The organism is Myxococcus sp. AB056, assembly GCF_006547365.1.
GTDB lineage: Bacteria > Myxococcota > Myxococcia > Myxococcales > Myxococcaceae > Myxococcus > Myxococcus virescens.
The window spans coordinates 1-16,944 of sequence record NZ_VHLB01000075.1 but is presented as its reverse complement, the minus strand read 5'-3'; the positions used below and the strand labels follow the sequence as shown (position 1 = coordinate 16,944).

Genomic DNA, 16,944 nt, shown 5'->3' with positions numbered 1-16,944 from the left:
CCCCACCCGTGACGTCACGCGCGGGACACACGGCCCGTGGCGGCGCCATTCGCGCGAAAGACTCGGTAACCACCCAGGGAGCGGGGCTGGACAAGGGCAACCTCCAGGGTTGACCCTATCCTTTTCCCCGGGGATGTCACGTTTTCACTTACCCGCAAGGTAAGTCCGCTGCTCAGGAGGACCCAACGCCCTCCGTTGGGTTCACCGCCTCGGCGGCGTCCGCCCAGGCCCCGCTCAGCCGGGCCTCAGCGGCCAGCGCTTCGTCCCAGGACGGGCCGTCCGGCAGCAGGCGCGCCGAATGCGCCAGGACCAGCCGCTCCAGCGCGAGTTCCCCACACAGCCGCCGCAGCCCCACCGCGTCCAATCCCAGGCGCGCGAGGTGAGCCTCCCGGCGAGAGGCGGGCACGCGCTGGGTCTGCCACCAACGGGCCTCTTCCTCAGCCACCTCGGCCTCGGAGACGCCCAGCCCCAGGGTGCGCGCCCAGCCCGCGAGCAGCGCCCGCCGCAGCCCCGCCTCGGCCAGCGCCGGCGCGTTCGGGGACTCACGAAGGACGTCCAGCACCTGCCCCGAGGACACGGGCCCCGCCTGCGTCGCCGTCACGTCATCCACCAGCCGCCGACGCCGGACCAGGGATGATGGCTCGCGCGGAGCGCCGTGCGGCGCGGGCGCACCCGAGGCCACCCACTCCGCCGCCGTCCGGAGGCACGCGAGCGCGTCCTGCCGCTTCAGGTCCTCCGCGCCGTGCGGAAACCACGCGTCCCACGCGGCCCGGGTGGACGCGGACCAGCGAGGTGCCACGGCCTCCAGCACCCGCGCCCACGACCGCTCCTGGTAGAAGACGGACTGGCCAGCGTCGACGAGCGCCCGGGCCGCATCGCGCGTCAGCACCCGGGCCTGGGCCGCGCATGCCGCCGCGTGCCGGACGTTGACCAGGGGCACCGTGAGCGGGCGCCAGCCGTGCTCACCGTCCGCGTGCAACAGCGCCACCTCCGAGTCGTCCACCACCACGCCATCGCGGTACCACTCGAAGATGCGCCCCACGCCCACCACGCCATGCGGCGCCAGCTCCGCCGCGCGCAGGGCGCCCATGCTGCCGCCTCCGAAGACGGCCACGCCCGCCTCCAGCGCCGCCAGCAGCTCGTGGTGCCACACCGAGGGCTGTGCCTCGAAGACGCCATCCACCAGGGCGATGGCCCGGGGCCGCAGCCGCAGCGCGCGCCACACGTCACCCTGGCGCGCGGGGGGCAGCACCGTGCAGGGCGCCAGTCGCTTCGCTTCTGCCTCTGGAAGCGAGGGCCCCAGGAACACCACGAGCTTGTCCGCGCGCCGCTTCATAGGAGCTCCGAAATGCGCATGCCCGGCACCACCACCTTCTGCACGTGAAGGCCCTCGACCGGTGACGACATCGTCACCGCCGCCGCCCGCGTGAAGCCCGCTCGCTGGAGCTGCGCCAGCACCTGACGCACCTGCCCCGCCGCGGCGCCCTTCGCCTTCGCCCCCAGGTCCGGCATGTCCGCGGCGCGCCGCCGTGGACGGACCTGGGCGCAGACCTCCGCGAAGCCTCGCGCCGCCTCCCGGTCCGCGGCGGCCACGTCCTCGCGAGCGCCGTGGATGTCCGTCAGCCGCGACTGCGCCGCCTCCAGCAAGGCCTTCAGCAACGCCGCCTCGCGCGTCAACGCGCACGCATAACCCGCGGTGAGCGGCACCGGCCCCTCCTCCAGGTCCACCAGCACCGCCGCGCCCACCGGCAGCCCCACCGCGCCCGGCGTGCGCGCGGCGGGCGTGGCGTCGAAGAGGTACACACCAAAACCCCGCTCACGCAGCGGTCCAGCCAGGGCCTCCACGGCGGGAGCGAGCTCGAGCAGTTCAGGCGTTCGCAGCAACCGCCGCTGGACGACCTCTTCCGTCCACCCCTCCGGCATCATCCGCGCGAGCTGGTCCCGCTCCGTGGCCTCCAGCAGCGCGTGCAGCAAGGCCCGCCCCGCGTCCGGATGCGCGCCGGAGCCGTTGCTCGTCCACGCCACCGCCACCGGGCCCAACGCGGGGCTCCCGGCGGGAGGCACGTGCAGGCCCTGGGCGGGCACCCACACCGGCTCACCGGAGTACAGCTCCCGCGCCTCGAGCCAGGCACAGCGTACGTGCGGGCTCCACAAGCGCGGCGCCACCAGCGCCCCCGCCGAGCCCAATTCGTCCGCGCCCCACAGCACGCCCAGGTGGCCATCCAGCTCCGCTCGCGAGCCCCACACGAGGGCGTCCGGAACCACCGTCTCCGCCGCCCACAACTCCGCCGTCTCCAGCAGCGCGCCCCAGGCCGCGTCGTCGTAGGAGAGGCCCTTGCCGTTGCACACCTGGAGAACGTGGCCGCCCGGCCGCACCGCGCACGCCACCTCCACGCCGGTCCGGTCCAACCCGGTGACACGCGCCACCCGTGTCACGCCCATGGCCTGGGCCAATCGTTGTTGAAACCGCCGCGAAGACAGCTCGTCCCTGGGAGCCCGCACGGGCGCGGACCTTAGCCTGAACGCCGAACGCCTGTCCGGCGCGTCCATGGCAAACCGAAGTCCTTCACGGTGGGTTGCTCGCGTGGCTGGGCGATGCGGACCGCGGCATCAACCGCGACCATGGCGTGTGGTGGTGCGCGTCTACCGGCACCTGGACGACGTGCTTCGCGACCTGCGCGCAAACCCGGCCCCGGCCCCCTGACGGGCGCTCACTCCCACGAGCAGTGGTACTCGCAGTGCGGTGCGCCCCGGGCGCGGCACATGGGGTGGGTGACGCGTACGGAGCGGCCGCCACACAGCTCGATGGCGCGCTCGTGCCAGCCGATGATGGTGAGACAGTCCGGCTCGGTGACGTTCTCCGCGCCGAACGTCCGCAGCACCGCGGAGCACGGGCCAGTCTGCTCATAGGTGCGTGAGCCCACCGCGTAATAGAAGCGGTAGATTTTCGGCGCCTGGCTCAGCAGGAAGTGCGGCTCGCCTGCCTTGACGAAGACGTGCTGCGGGCCATGCAACGCCTCATGAGCGGAAGCGCGCCCCATCTCCAGGAAGGCCCGGTCCTTGTCCTCGGGCGACATCACCCCCGCGATGGCCGCGTCCAACCGCAGGTTCAGCTCCAGGGGATACCAGCCGACGGGAAGCAACATCTGCCTCAGCAGCGCCTGGTCCTCCGCGGGCAGCCGCCGCAGCACCGCGTCCACCCCGACCTGCCCAACGTGCTGACGCAGCATGTTGAGCCGCGAGATGAGCACGCCGCCCTTGATGCGTGAGCCAGTTCCTTGGGTCAACATGCCCCCGTCCCAGGTAACAACCGCCCACCCATTGTCCCCGCGCGGCCTGCTCGCCATCAACTCGGGAAGGCATGTTTCCCGGATCAATATCTCGTAATTCACGGACAACCAGAAATCACAGGCAGAAATCGGCCGAAATTAACCTTTATCTCCGTCCGGGGTTGGAGCCACGTGAGCATCAGGGAGACAGGCGGCCAGGTGGTGTCCCTGCCGGCGCGCATGGCCCGGGCGGGCCTGGAGCGTGCGCCGGACGAGGCGCTCTGCCGCGCATTCCTGGAGGGTGAGCCGGCGGCCTTCGAGGTGCTGGTGACGCGGCACCGCTCGCTCGTCTTCTCGCTGGTGCGCCGCTACGTGACGCGCCCGGAGGACGCGGCGGACCTGGTGCAGAGCGCCTTCCTGCGCGCGTTGGAGGCCTCGCGCCGCGTCTTCGCGCGCTTCACGCCGTCGGGACCGGCGCCCTTCCGGGCCTGGTTGGTGCGCATCGCGCTCAACCTGGCGAAGAACCACGCCCGTCAGGGGCAGCGGTGGCGCCCGGTGCTGGTGGCCTCCGGGCCGGACGACATGGTGGAGGACCCGTCGGAGTCCGCGCAGGACCGGCTGGAGCGGGCCGAGCGCGAACGGCAGGTTCGCGCCGAGGTGCTCACCCTGCCCCGCCGCCAGCGCGAGGTGCTGACGCTGCGCGTGGACGGCGGGCTGGCATTCAAGGACATCGCCGAGACGCTCGGCATCACGGAGAACAATGCGAAGGTGCAGTTCCACCATGCGATGAAGCGCCTCAAGGCGCGGGTGGGCGCGCCCGAGGAGAAGCACTGATGGCTGCGTGCCCTGACCAGGAAGAGCGGCTGGACCTGCACGCCGCGGGGGCGTTGGAGGATGACGAGGCGCTTGGACTCATCCAGCACCTGGAGGGCTGCGAGGGGTGCCGGCAGGCGCTCGCGGCATCCAAGGAGCTGCTCTCGCTGGTGGCGCTGCCCGCGCTGTCGCCCCAGGAGAAGACGGAGCTCCAGGAGCTGCCCCGGCGCACGCTGTCGGAGTGGCGCCGCGGAGCCCGGCGCCAGGGTCTGGGCTTGAAGACGCTGGGCGCGCTGGTGGCCACCGTCGCGGCGGTGACGTTGCTGCTGCTGGTGCCCGGCGCGTGGCGGCTGCCAGCCTTGGGACCGAAGGCGCCGGTGACGGCGACGGCGGCGCCCGCCACCGACGTCGAGGAACTGGACGCGGAGACGATGGCGGCCATCGAGGCCTGGGCGGGACTGGAGCCGCTGGACGCGGTGCTGTTCGAGGACTCCCAGGGCTGGGACGAAGAGTTCGACATCGATGTGGGAGAGACGCTGTGAGGACGAGGGTGCGAACGCGGATGGCGGTGATGATGCTGGCCCTGCTGCCCTGGGTGGCGGTGGCCGCGCCCACCGGGCGCGAGGCCCGCGTCGAGGAACGGATGGAGCGCGCGGAGCAGCGGCAACGGCTGCGGCAGGTGCTGGAGCTGTCGGACGTCCTGGACCTGGACAACGCGCAGGCCCTGAAGCTGGAGGAGACGCTCCAGCGCTTCGACGAGCGCCGCCGCCCGCTGCGCAAGCAGGTGCGCGAAGCGGCGCGCATCCTCCACCGGGCGTCGCGAGGTGACAGTGAGGCCCTGGCGCAGGTGGACGCGGCCGCGCTGGGTGCCTACGAGGCACGCGAGCGCATCGCGGCGCTCGACAAGGAGCTGTACCTGGCGCTGGCGAAGACACTGCCCCAGGAGAAGCGCGCCCGGCTCGCGCTCGCCCTGGCGCGCAGCGAGGGTCGCCAGAAGATGAAGCGAGAGCCCGGGAAGGACTCGTTGGGGCGCAGCGGATACGAGGGCGGCATGCACTGACGCAGGGGCTTGGGGCCTGACGGCGAGCTCACTCCTCGGTGGGCTCGCTCGGGTCCTTCCTGCCGGTGGCCAGGTACGACTCCGCGCGGGCCTCGAGGTGGGCGGCGAGCCGAGGCTCCACACGCGACAGCACGTCCCATTCGATATCCATGGCGCGGCGCACGACGGGCCTCGTCGGCGACAGGGGCTCCCCCGCGACGGAGGCCGCCGCCGCCCCCTCCCCCAGCTTCGCGTCCCGATTACCGGCGCCCATGCTCGGATGCGAGGGCGCGCGCCCGTTGGTGGTGTAGTCCATCCGGTAGGCCCGCACCACGGAGCGGCCATCCGACAGCGGATGGACCTGCACGAAGACGCGGGACCAGTTGGCGCCCAGGTCCGTATTGCCCCGGATTCGCCAGGTGGTGTGGACGTAGAGCGGGTCCGAGCTGGGGAGCAGCTCGTACTTCTGCTCCACGAGCAGGCGCCGTGCCGTCGTCACCAGTGCGTCCGGCGGCAGCTTGTAGACGGCATTGCCGCTGGTGGTCTCCACCAATTGCTGGCGGGTCTCGGGCGTGACGGCGCAACCGCAGGCTCCCAACAGGAGCCCCGCCGTCACCCACGTCGAAAGGCGTGAGCGCATGACGATGTTCTCGGCGTGCCCCTGAGGGGAAGACGAATGGAGCATGTCCTCCGAGCCCGGGGCCCGGCTCACGGAGGACACACCTGAGAACGCACCGGACGTGCCCCTCATATCGCCGTGCGCGTTGAACGGGCTGGTCCCCTCCCGCGGGCAGAGGACTCGCACCGAGGCCGGGGAGGACCGGGCATCCAGCCCAGGGGGGCCTCGTCATGCCGTGGCTACCGTCAGGGAGGCAACGGCGCGCACCGCGCCGCCACCGAGGAGGCTTCCTTGCGGCTGCTGACCCGAATCGCCCCACCGCTGCTGGCGCTGGCTGTCGCCGCGTGCTCCAGCATCGACGTGAACACCAACTATGACCCCACCGCCACGCAGAAGCTGGAGGGGTACCGCACCTATGCCTGGCTCCCACAGCCCACGGGCAAGGACGACCGCGTCTACAACCCCATCGTCGGCGCGCGCGTCGAGCAGTCAGTGGACCGCTACCTGCAGTCGCGCGGCTACCAGAAGGTGGAGTCCACCGCCAACCCGGACTTCCTCATCGGCTGGCACGGCGCCATCCACAACGCGCTGAAGGAGGAGACGGTGGACGCCTACTACGGCTATCCCTGGGGCGGTCCCTTCACGGATCCCTTCTTCGCGGGCGGAGCCGTCACCATGCCGGAGACGGAGCTGCGTGAGTACGAGGAGGGTTCGCTCATCCTCGACATCGTCGACCCGCAGTCCAAGCAGCTCGTCTGGCGCGGCACGGCCCAGGCGGAGCTGGACGAGAACGCCAGCGCGGAGAAGCAGCAGCGGCGGCTGGACGAATCCGTGAAGGACGTGCTGGAGCGCTTCCCGCCCAAGGCGAAGTGAGGAGGGCCCTCCGTGCGCACCGGCCTCGCGGCGCCGGGCCTCCGCGAGGTCGGGCTTCATGGCGCGGGCTGCTCGGCGACCGTCCCCTCCTCCACGGTGCGGGCCGCGCGCAGGGACTCGGGGACGATGAGCGGCCGCTCCAGGCGCTCCCGCTCCCAGCCGCCCAGGTCCGCGCAGGCCGCGTAGGTACTCTGGAGGAAGTCGAGCAGGTACGCCTTCGGGTCCTCCGCGTGCCGCACGTCGTCGTACGCCAGCAGGTACTCCTTGATGTTGGCGTCGTACCGGGCCTGGGCCGGGCGAACGCTGGCGCGCGCGAAGCCCTCCGGCTCCGGGGCCGCGTAGCTGTAGAAGGCCGCGCCGCCGGTGGCCTGCGAGCCGGGCCAGAAGCCCGCGCTGCTGACCTCCTCGCAGTAGGCCTCCTGGGTGATGGGGTCCGCCCCGAGGCGCGCGGGCGCGGGCCGGCCGGAGAAGCGCGTCACCGCCAGGTCGAAGCTTCCCCAGAAGAAGTGCACCGGGCTGCACTTGCCGGTGAAGCGCGCGCGGAAGTCCTCGAAGACGAGCGTGGCCTGCAGCAGCGCCCGCCACCAGTGCTCCACGGCTTCACCGTCATAGCTGGCGTGGTGCCAGTCCTCACCGAAGGGCGTGGTGTCGTCGGGAATCTCGACGGGCTGCTCCCAGATGCGCACGTCGATGCCCATGGAGCGCAGCGTCGCCATGAAGTCCCGGTAGAACTCCGCGACGGGCCGGGGCTCCAGCGCCATCACCCGGGACGGCCCACGGTTGGCGTGCACGTGCAGCTCGTGCGAGAGGAAGTCGAAGTCCACCTCGAAGGCGCCGTTTCCGAAGGGAATGAGCCCCGTCGTCATGCCCCGCGCCGTCACGCGGAACGCGACGTTCCACCAGTGGTTCTGCGGCGGCGTCAGCGCCAGCTTCACCTTGCCGACGACCTGCGTGTACCGGTGCAACGTGGCGTAGGTGTCCTGCCACGCCTCCAGCGGCAACGGCGGCCACGCCGTGTCCCGGGTGTCCATGGGGCCTCCCTTCAAGCCGAGTCGGCATTCAGGGTGAGCCCCCACCGGCGCCCATGCCAGGGCGCCAGCCAGGGCCGCATGCCTCCAGGGCGGGGACCAGAGGGCCAGCCCCCACGCGCCCTCTGGGGGACTACGGCTGCGCGAGCGCGCTGTCGATGGCTGCCTTCAGCTCGGCGCTGTCCGGCGTCACCGCGCTGGGGAAGCCGGCCTTCACCTGGCCGTCCTTGCCCACCACGTACTTGTGGAAATTCCACTTGGGCGCGGGGTGGTGCTGCGACAGGAACGCGTAGACGGGCGACTGGCCGTCCCCCTTCGTCTTCACCTTCTCGAACATGGGGAAGGTGACCTTGTAGCGGAGCTCACAGAACTTCTTGATCTCCTCCGACGAGCCCGGCTCCTGGCCGCCAAAGTCGTTGGACGGGAAGCCCACCACCACCAGGCCCTTGTCCTTGTATTCCTGGTGGAGCTTCTCCAAGCCCGCGTACTGCGGCGTGTAGCCACATTCCGACGCGGTGTTCACCACCAGGACGACCTTGCCCTGGTAGCCGGACAGCTTCTCCGGCTTGCCATCGAGCCGGTTGGCGGAGAGGTGATGGAAGGACATGGGCTTCTTCTCGCTCGTGGGTTCGGACTTCGCGGGGGGAGGAGGCTTCGGCGCCGCGGCGAGCGCCGGGGTGAAAGCCAGCGCCGAGGCCAGGGTCAACAAGGGGAGGGTTTTCATGCCGCTCCCCAGGATGCCCCAGTCCCCCGCCCGTTTCACGCCCGCCGCGCCGCGGCACGCGAGCGTGTGTCCTCATCCGAAAACAGCGACTTGAGCACCCGGCCGGTGGGCGTCTTCTGCTTCGCCACTTCGCGGGGCGTGCCCTCCGCGACGATGTGACCTCCCGCCTCGCCACCATCGGGCCCCAGCTCCACCACGTGGTCCGCGGCGCCAATCACGGACGGGTGGTGCTCGATGACCACCAACGTGTCGCCGCGGTCCACCAGCCGGCCCATGAAGGTGATGAGCTTCTCCACGTCGCCCAGGTGCAGGCCGGTGGTGGGCTCGTCCAGCACGTACAGCGTGGGCTCGTGCCGGGCAGAGGCCGTCAGCTCGGCCGCCAGTTTCAAGCGCTGCGCCTCACCGCCGGACAGGGTGTTGGACCCCTGGCCGAGTTGGAGGTAGCCCACGCCCAGGTCGGCCAGGCACTCCAGCGGCGCGGCCACGCGAGGCAGCGCCTTGAAGACATCCTTGGCCTCGTCGGCGGACAGGCGCAGCACGTCGCCAATGGTGAGCCCGTGGTAGCGCACCTCCAGCGTGGCCGCGTCGAAGCGCGCGCCGTTGCAGGCCTCGCACGGCGTCACCACGTCCGGGAGGAAGGACATCTCATGGGAGATGGCGCCCTGCCCGTCGCACGCGGTGCACCGGCCGCCACTGGCCGAGTTGAAGGAGAAGCGCGTGGGCGTGAAGCCCTTGATTTTCGCCTCGGGCGTGGCCGCGAACACGCGGCGCAGCTCGTCCCAGATGCCCAGGAATGTCGCCGGCACCGAACGCGGCGTGCGGCCGATGGGTGACTGGTCCACCGACAGCACGCGCTTCACCGCCTCCGCCCCGTGCAGCGAGGTGAAGGGGCCGGGCTTCGCCGTGACGCGGTCCAGCTTCTCGCGCAGCGCCGGGTACAGCACCTGGCGAATCAGCGTGCTCTTCCCGGAGCCGGACACGCCGGACACAACATTGAGCCGCCCCACCGGCAGCCGCAGGTCCACGCGCTTCAGGTTGTTGGCCCGCGCGCCCTTGAGCTCAATCCACTGCTTCGCCTCGCCCCGGCCCGAGGGAGGCCGCACCTGCGACTCCTTCAAGGCCCGCGCGGTGGGCGAATCACTCTCCAGCACCACGTCCGGCGGCCCCTCCGCCAGGATGTGCCCGCCACCGCGGCCGCCCGTGGGCCCCAGGTCCAGCAGGTGGTCCGCCGCGCGGATGGTGTCCGAGTCATGCTCCACCACCAGCACCGTGGAGCCCGTGGCCACCAGGGCGCGCAGGTTGTCCAGCAGCCGGTGCGTGTCGCGCGGGTGCAGGCCGATGGTGGGCTCGTCCAGCACGTACATGGCGCCGGTGAGGCCCGCGCCCAGCTGCGCGGACAGGCGCAGCCGCTGCATCTCCCCGCCCGACAACGTGGCGGCGTTGCGGTCCAGGGACAGGTAGCCCAGGCCCACGCGCTCCAGGAACTCCATGCGGCGCAGCAGCTCCTGACGGGACGGCTCGCCCAGGAGCGCCCGGTCCCCCTTGAACTTCCAGCCGCGCACCCGCGCCAGCGTGGACGCCACGGACTGCTGCACCACCTCGTGGTAGCGCGCGCCCTCCAGCCGCACGCCCCGGGGGACGGGGGCCAGCCGGCTGCCACCGCACGTGCGGCACGGCGCGACTTCGCCCTCGGCCATCGCCTCGGCGCCGCCCTGGATGCCGGTGCCCTCGCACGACTCGCAGCGGCCCTGCTTCGTGTTGAAGGAGAACCAGCGAGGGTCCAGCTCCGGCACGGCGGTGCCGCACTTGGGGCAGGTGCGCTCGGTGGACAGCAGCGTCTCGCCCTTGCCGGCGTCCACCTTCACCGCGCCCTGCCCCCAGCCCAGCGCCTTCTCGAAGACGTCGCGGTCCAGCTTCGACAGCTTGCCCTCGTACATGACGAGGTCGATGTCGTGCTCACGCGTCTTCGCCAGGCGCGGCGGGTCATCCGTGGACGCGAGCTTCCCGTCGACGATGGCCCGCGAGATTCCCGCGCGCGCCGCCGCCGCGAAGATGTCCAGGTAGGTGCCCTTGCGCGAGCGCACCGCGGGCGCCAGCAACGTGCCTTCGCCCTTCATCGCCGTGAGCTGTGCGAAGAGCACGTCCGGCGACAGGGAGGTGATGGGCGAGTCGTCATTCGGGCAGTGCGGCTCGCCCAGCTTCGCGAACAGCAGGCGCAGGTAGTGGGCCACCTCGGTGACGGTGGCCACGGTGCTGGTGGCTCCCGCTCGCGAGGTGCGCTGCTCCAGCGCCACCGACGGCGGCAGCGAGCTGATGCGCTCCACATCCGGGCGCGGCATGGAGGGCAGGAACTGCCGCGCGTAAGGGCTCAGCGTCTCCAGGAAGCGGCGCTGGCCTTCCGCGAACACCACGTCGAAGACGAGCGAGCTCTTGCCCGAGCCGCTCGGCCCGGTGACGACGGTCATCTTCCCCAGCGGGATGCGGCACGACACGTCGTGGAGGTTGTGCTCGCGCGCGTGCTCCACCTCGATGGCGGGAACCTCGCCCTTGCCCGGCTTGCGCAGCTTCACCGCGCGGCCCAGCGGCTTGCGCTCGCCCCGCAGTGCCTGGGCGGTGGCGCCCTTGCCGCGAGCCACGTCCTCCGGCGTCCCTTCCGCCACCAGCCGGCCACCGTCACGGCCGCCCACGGGGCCCAGGTCGATGACCCAGTCCGAGGCCTTCATCACCGCCACGTCGTGGTCCACCACCAGCACGCTCGCGCCGAAGTCCACGAGCGCATTCAGCGCGGTGATGACGTGGCGCACGTCCTCCGCGTGCAGGCCAGCGCTGGGCTCGTCAATGAGGAACAGCGTCCCCTGCGCCTCACTTGCCAGCGCCCGTGCCAGCTTCAAACGCTGCGCTTCGCCCCCGGACAGCGTGGACAACGGCTGCCCCAGCGGCAGGTAGCCCAGCCCCAGCCGCGCCACCGGCCCCAGCGTGCGCTTCAGCGCCGCGTCGCCGCCGAAGTGCTGGAGCACCTCGTCCACCGTCATCTCCAGCACCTGGGCCACGCTGAAGCCCTGGTGGCGGACGGCCAGCACCTCTTCCTTGAAGCGCCGGCCGCGGCACACCGCGCACAGCAGCGCCACGTCGGCGAGGAACTGCATCTCCACCGTCTCGTAGCCCTCGCCCGAGCAGGCCTCGCAGCGGCCCTTGTCGACGTTGAAGGAGAAGTGCGCCGCCGTGAGGCCGCGCACCTCCGCGTCAGGCTCGGAGGCGAAGCGCTCGCGCAGCCGGTCCCACGCCTTGGTGTACGTAGCCGCGTTGCCGCGCGAGGTGCGCCCCAGCGGGGACTGGTCCACCAGGGTGATGGCCTTCACCGCCTCCATGCCCTCCACCGCGTCCACCGCGCCGGGGGCCTCCACGTCCTTCACGCCCAGCCGCCGCGCCAGGTGCCGGTACAGCACCTCGTCCATCAGCGTGCTCTTCCCCGAGCCGCTGGGCCCCGTCACCGCGCACAGCACGCCCAGGGGCACCTCCACCGTGAGGTCCTTCAGGTTGTGCTCGCGGGCCCCCCGAATCACCAACGCCCCGGTGCGCGTGCGCGGCGTGCGCGGCACCTCGTCCACACCGGCCAGCAGCCGCCCCGTGGGCAGGTCCTGCTTCTTCGCCAGCGCCTCCGGCGTGCCATCGAATACCAGCCGCCCGCCCTGCTTCCCGGCCCCGGGCCCCAGCTCCAGCACGCGGTGCGCCGAGCGGATGACCAGCGGGTCATGCTCGATGACCAGCGCGATGTTGCCCCGCTCCGCCAGCTCCGCGATAGCCTCCGTCAGCGGCGGCACGTCCCCCGGGTGCAGGCCCACGGTGGGCTCATCCAGCACGAAGAGCGCGCCGGTGAGGGACGTGCCCAGCGCGGCCGTCAGGGACACGCGCTGCGCCTCGCCGCCCGACAGCGTGCGCGCGGGGCGGTCCAGCGTGAGGTAGCCCAGGCCCACCCGCTGGAGGTAGCGCAGGCGGCCGGCCAGTTCGCGCCGCGCCAGCTCCCCTTGCCCCGTGGTGGTGCGCAGCGCGTCCAGCCGCGCCAGCGCATCCGTCAGCTCCAGGTGGTGCCACGACGGCAAGTCCAGCCCGCCCACGCGGTACGCACGCGCCTGGGCGTTGAGGCGTCCGCCGCCACAGCTCTCGCACAGCGTGTAGGCGCGATAACGCGCCAGCAGCACGCGCACGTGCATCTTGTACGTGCGGCCCTCCATCCACCGGAACCACGCGCGCACGCCCGGATAGGCGCGGCCGTCGTCGTAGTCGCCCTCGCCCTCCAGCACCGACTCGCGCTGCTCGGGCGTCAGCAGGCCCCAGGGCTTGTCCCACGGAATCCCCCGCGCCTTGCACCAGCGCTGGAGCATGCCGCGCTCCCACGTGGTGGACTGGCCGGACCAGGGGCGGATGGCCCCCTGCGACAGGCTCAGCTCGGGGTTGGGAATCACCTTGCCCCAGTCGATGCCAATGGTGCGGCCGAACCCACGGCACGCGGCGCACGCGCCCACCGGCGACTGGTAGCTGAAGAGGCCGGGCCGCGCGGCCTCGAACTCCCGCGCGCACTTGGGGCACACCAGCCCGCGCCGCAGCCGCTGGGGCACGCTCTGCCCCGGGACGAAGAGGTGCGCCTCGCCGTCCGCGCGGTTCCACGCGTCCTCCAGCGCCTGCGTCACGCGCGACAGCTGCGCGTTCGTCAGCTTCACCCGGTCCACCACCACGCGCGCGATTCCAGCCGGGTCGGTCGCCTCGGCGGGACGGAGCGACTCCAGCTCCTTCACCTCGCCCTGCACCATCAGCCGGTGGTAGCCGTCCTTCAGCAGCCGGGCCCGCGCGTCCAGGAAGGCCGCCGTGTCGGGGATGCGCAGCGGGAAGGTGAGGATGGCCTGCGCGTCCGTGTGCTCGCGGATGGCCGCGGCCGCCGCCACGCGCGCGTCCGTCCGCACCGCCTCCACGCCGCAGGTGCCGCAGACGGGCACGGCTTCGCGGGTGAAGAGCGCGGACAGGTACGGCTCCACGTCCGCCAGCGTGGCCACCGTGGAGCGCGAGCTCTTCACGGGCGCGCGCCGGTCCACGGCCACGCCCGCGGCCACGGGCTCCAGGGCATCCATGGGCGGCCGCTCCAGCCGCTCGAGGAACTGCCGGGCGTACGGGCTGAAGCTCTCCACGAAGCGCCGCTGCCCCTCGGCATACAGGGTGTCGAGCGCCAGGCTCGACTTACCAGCGCCAGAGACGCCAGTGACGCAGACGAACTCCCCTTCCGAGAGGTCGACCGACAGGTCCTTCAGGTTGTGCGTGCGCGCGCCAACGAGGTGAGTCTTGTGCATACGGGTGGCAGGTTTAACGACTGGACACTTCGCCGCCAATCACAACTGAGGGAGCACCTGTGGGAACTCGCCTCCCTGGCTGGCGATGAGGCGGCCACCCGGAGCCCGGAGGCCCGCTCAGGCGCCCGTCCAGCGCACCCGCAGGGCGTACCCCGCGGTCTGCCGCTCCAGCACCTCCACCTGGGGCAACACCTTGGTGCGCAGCAGGACGCCTTCCACCACGCCGGCGACGAAGTCCGGCAGCGGGTCCGGGTCCACGACGCGGATGCGCCATTCCCCCGCCTGCACCGGCTCCAGCAGCATCTTCATGTCCTCGCGCCCCGCCCGTAGATACGTGGGCAGTCGCGTCAGACACCGCTCCGTCCCCAACAGGGGCGCGGCGGTGGCGAAGATGCGACCCACCAGTGTCTGGGCGAACCCCTCCACATAGCGGTGCCCCAGGACGCGGTTGGCCGCCTCGGGCGGCTGCCCCACGCAGACATGGCGACGGGCCACCCCCAGTGCCGCCCGCCACACCGCCAGCGGGTAGTACTCCTGCGACGCCTCCATGTCGTAGCCAATGTCTCGCAAGGACTGGGCGAAGGGCCCCGTGGGCTTCAACGCATGGACGAAGAGCCCTTCGAAGTTCCGCCGAGGCACCTGCACCGGCAACGGTGGTGGCTTCCGCGGCTCGGTGGCCGTCTTGTCGTCAAAGCCCCGCCGTTCCATGAGTTCCCCCTGTCTCCACCGGTCCACCCCGGTCCTGAAGCCAGTGTATCAGCCCGGGCGCTTCGTCACCTGCACGCCACACCGGCACGGCACCCCGCTTTTACAACAGCAAACGTCGTGTAACGATGAGCGTTCGTCTTCAAGAGGTGTCCCATGCGGGTCCTGATTGTCACCCAGGGGGGAGGGGCGGACCTGGCGCCAGTCGAGTCCTGGTTGCGTGAGCAGGGACACACGGTGGTCACCGTGACGCGCGAAGCGGAGGTGCCCGCCGCGTGGCGCAGCGGAACGTGCGCGCTGGTGATGGTGGATGCCCGGACGGACCCCTCCCGCGTCCCGCTGGTGCGCGCGCTGCGCAGCCTGCCCGGCGGTGAGGAATCCGTGTTGCTGCTCCTGGGCCACCGGGGCGCGCTGGGCGGACTGCGGCCCGTCCTGGAGGCCGGCGCCGATGACTTGCTCGCGTGGCCCGTGGATGAGGAGGAGCTGGCGCTGCGGCTGGAGCTGGCCCACCGCCGCTTCGTCCGGCGCGAGGGCCGCAAGGGCCTGCCCTTCGGAGATGACCTGAAGGAGACGCTGCTGGCCGTCAGCCCCGTGCCCACGTCCATCACGACCATCACCGAGGGGCGCGTGGTGGCGGCCAACGAAGCCTACTTCGAACTCTTCGGCTACACGCGCGAGGAGGTCATCGGGCGCACCACGATGGAGCTGGCGCTGTGGCAGGCGCCCCTGAACCGCTCGCAAATCATGGACACGCTGCGGCGCCACGGCACGGTGCGCGGCGTGGACGCGCAGTACCGCACCCGCGAGGGCGAGCTGCGGCACACGCTGCTCTTCATGGGCCTGGTCCCCTACGGCGGCACGCCCCACGTCATCGCCTTCTTCCCGGACATCACCCCGCTCAAGCGCGCCGAGGAAAGCCTGCGCCGCTCGGAGGTGAGCTTCCGCACCCTCATCGGCAGCCTGCCGGACCTGGTGGCCGTCTTCGACACCGACGCACGCGTGCGCTACGCCAACCTCAAGGTCGCCACGGCCCTGGGCTACGAGAGCGTGAACGAGCTGCTGGGCAAGCACTTCTCCGACATCATCCCTAAGGAGGACTTCGCCAGCGCCAACGCGCGCATGCACGAAGCCCTCCGCACCGGCCGCGCGGCGCTCCAGGAGCGTCGGCTGATCAAACGCGACGGCAGCGTGCTGCACGTGGAGTCCACCACCTTTCCCCTGCCCTTCGACGGCGAGGACTCCATCGTCTCCGTCTCCCATGACTTGACGGAGCGCTACCAGATGCAGGCGCGGCTGATGCTCGCGCAGCGCATGGCCTCCGTCGGCACACTGGCCGCGGGCGTGGCGCATGAAATCAACAACCCCCTGGCCTACCTCACCGCCAACCTGGCCTTCGCGCGCGAGGAGCTCGCCGGCGTGCAGCCCACCGGCACCCGGAACATGGAGCCCCGGCTGGCGGAGGCGGTGGCCAGCGCCCAGGCCGCGCTCGCCGAGGCGCAGCAGGGCGCCGACCGGGTGCGCAGCATCGTCCGGGACTTGAAGACGTTCAGCCGGGTGGACTCAGCGGAGAGCGCGGAAGTGGACGTCCGGCAGGTGCTGGAGTCCACGCTGAACCTGGCCACCACGGAGATTCGTCACCGCGCCCGCCTGGTGAAGCAGCTCGACGCGGTCCCCACCGTGGTCGCCAATGAGTCACGCCTGGGACAGGTGTTCCTCAACCTGCTGGTGAACGCCGCCCAGGCCATTCCCTCCGGGACGCCGGAGCGCCATGAAATCCGCGTCGTCACCCGCCTTTCGGGCAACGGCCACGTCTGCGTGGAGGTGTCGGACACGGGCGCCGGTATCGCCAAGGAACACCTGCCGCGCCTGTTCGACCCCTTCTTCACCACCAAGGAGCCCGGGGTGGGCACCGGACTGGGCCTGTCCATCTGCCACAGCCTGGTGACGGCCCTGGGTGGGGAAATCCATGCGATGAGCGAGCCGGGCAAGGGCTCCACCTTCCAGGTGCTCCTGACCCCCTCCCAGCGGCTCGGGACGGAGCGCCCACCACCCGCTCCGCCGCCCGCCCCCACGGAGAAACGGGGCAACGTGCTGGTGGTGGACGACGAGCCGCTCGTCTGCACGGCCCTGGGGCGTACGCTGCGTCCACACCACGACGTCACCCTCTTCACCCGGGCCCAGGAGGCCTTGGAGCGCATCGAGGCCGGCGAGCGCTTCGACGTCGTCTTCTGCGACCTGATGATGCCGGGCATGAGCGGGATGGACTTCTACTCCGCCCTCCAGGCCCGCCACCCCGAGCAGGCCCAGCGGGTCATCTTCCTCACCGGCGGCGCGGTGACGCCTCAGGCCCGCGCCTTCCTGGAGTCGGTACCAAGCCCCCATCTGGAAAAACCGTTCGCTGGCAGGGAACTCCTCTCCCTGATCCAGGAACGGCTCGCGCACGCATAGCGAATTGTCAGCCTGTGGAAGATTTGGACAGGCCCCCCCACCCCCCCGCCTCTCTTACACATATGACGCTGCCGACGACCTTTCCCC

The 16,944-nt window shown here is 71.4% G+C and carries 13 protein-coding genes; 5 read left to right on the top strand and 8 right to left on the bottom strand.

What is annotated here, in order from left to right:
• Positions 1-172: 172 nt before the first annotated feature.
• The 3 genes from FMP39_RS27200 to FMP39_RS27190 all read right to left on the bottom strand — a co-directional run bounded on the left by FMP39_RS27200 (position 173) and on the right by FMP39_RS27190 (position 3,290).
• Positions 173-1,336, bottom strand: a complete 1,164-nt coding sequence (locus FMP39_RS27200; protein WP_141593063.1) for a TfuA-like protein — start codon at positions 1,334-1,336, stop codon at positions 173-175.
• Complete coding sequence (locus FMP39_RS27195; protein ID WP_141593062.1) at positions 1,333-2,502, bottom strand: YcaO-like family protein; 1,170 nt, start codon at positions 2,500-2,502, stop codon at positions 1,333-1,335. The genes FMP39_RS27200 and FMP39_RS27195 overlap by 4 nt, the downstream gene beginning before the upstream one ends.
• Before the next feature lie 209 nt (positions 2,503-2,711).
• Positions 2,712-3,290 (bottom strand): TIGR02265 family protein, encoded by a 579-nt coding sequence (locus FMP39_RS27190; protein ID WP_228558374.1) that lies wholly within the window; start codon positions 3,288-3,290, stop codon positions 2,712-2,714.
• A gap of 171 nt (positions 3,291-3,461) precedes the next feature.
• Between FMP39_RS27190 and FMP39_RS27185 the strand changes: the two genes are divergently transcribed.
• From FMP39_RS27185 to FMP39_RS27175, 3 genes are read left to right on the top strand one after another with little or no spacing between them, the layout of a single operon-like run.
• Entirely contained in the window at positions 3,462-4,103 is a 642-nt protein-coding gene (locus tag FMP39_RS27185) for an RNA polymerase sigma factor (protein WP_141593060.1), read from the top strand.
• Complete coding sequence (locus FMP39_RS27180; protein WP_141593059.1) at positions 4,103-4,624, top strand: zf-HC2 domain-containing protein; 522 nt, start codon at positions 4,103-4,105, stop codon at positions 4,622-4,624. Before FMP39_RS27185 ends, FMP39_RS27180 begins: the two co-directional genes overlap by 1 nt.
• Positions 4,621-5,142, top strand: a complete 522-nt coding sequence (locus FMP39_RS27175) for a hypothetical protein (protein WP_141593058.1) — start codon at positions 4,621-4,623, stop codon at positions 5,140-5,142. The genes FMP39_RS27180 and FMP39_RS27175 overlap by 4 nt, the downstream gene beginning before the upstream one ends.
• A gap of 28 nt (positions 5,143-5,170) precedes the next feature.
• Here the strand turns inward: FMP39_RS27175 and FMP39_RS27170 are convergent, their stop codons facing one another.
• Positions 5,171-5,833 carry a hypothetical protein gene (locus FMP39_RS27170; RefSeq protein ID WP_141593057.1) on the bottom strand — a complete coding sequence of 221 codons (663 nt, stop codon included), beginning with the start codon at positions 5,831-5,833 and terminating at the stop codon, positions 5,171-5,173.
• Positions 5,834-6,031: 198 nt separating this feature from the next.
• Between FMP39_RS27170 and FMP39_RS27165 the strand changes: the two genes are divergently transcribed.
• Positions 6,032-6,613, top strand: coding sequence for a DUF4136 domain-containing protein (locus FMP39_RS27165; RefSeq protein ID WP_141593056.1), 582 nt, complete (start codon positions 6,032-6,034; stop codon positions 6,611-6,613).
• A 56-nt stretch (positions 6,614-6,669) separates the two neighbouring features.
• Here FMP39_RS27165 and FMP39_RS27160 read toward each other — a convergent pair whose 3' ends face one another.
• From FMP39_RS27160 to FMP39_RS27145, 4 genes are all read right to left on the bottom strand, one after another.
• A complete protein-coding gene (locus tag FMP39_RS27160; protein WP_194858587.1) occupies positions 6,670-7,644 on the bottom strand; it encodes a DUF5996 family protein in 975 nt (324 codons plus the stop codon).
• A gap of 130 nt (positions 7,645-7,774) precedes the next feature.
• Positions 7,775-8,365, bottom strand: a complete 591-nt coding sequence (locus FMP39_RS27155; protein ID WP_090489934.1) for a glutathione peroxidase — start codon at positions 8,363-8,365, stop codon at positions 7,775-7,777.
• Positions 8,366-8,400: 35 nt separating this feature from the next.
• Positions 8,401-13,704 carry an excinuclease ABC subunit UvrA gene (gene uvrA / locus FMP39_RS27150; protein WP_141593054.1) on the bottom strand — a complete coding sequence of 1,768 codons (5,304 nt, stop codon included), beginning with the start codon at positions 13,702-13,704 and terminating at the stop codon, positions 8,401-8,403.
• A gap of 117 nt (positions 13,705-13,821) precedes the next feature.
• The gene (locus tag FMP39_RS27145; RefSeq protein ID WP_141593053.1) at positions 13,822-14,412 is read right to left on the bottom strand and encodes a DUF2378 family protein; all 591 of its coding nucleotides are present in this window, start codon (positions 14,410-14,412) and stop codon (positions 13,822-13,824) included.
• A gap of 153 nt (positions 14,413-14,565) precedes the next feature.
• Between FMP39_RS27145 and FMP39_RS27140 the strand changes: the two genes are divergently transcribed.
• Positions 14,566-16,857 (top strand): PAS domain S-box protein, encoded by a 2,292-nt coding sequence (locus FMP39_RS27140; protein WP_141593052.1) that lies wholly within the window; start codon positions 14,566-14,568, stop codon positions 16,855-16,857.
• The last annotated feature ends 87 nt before the right edge of the window (positions 16,858-16,944 follow it).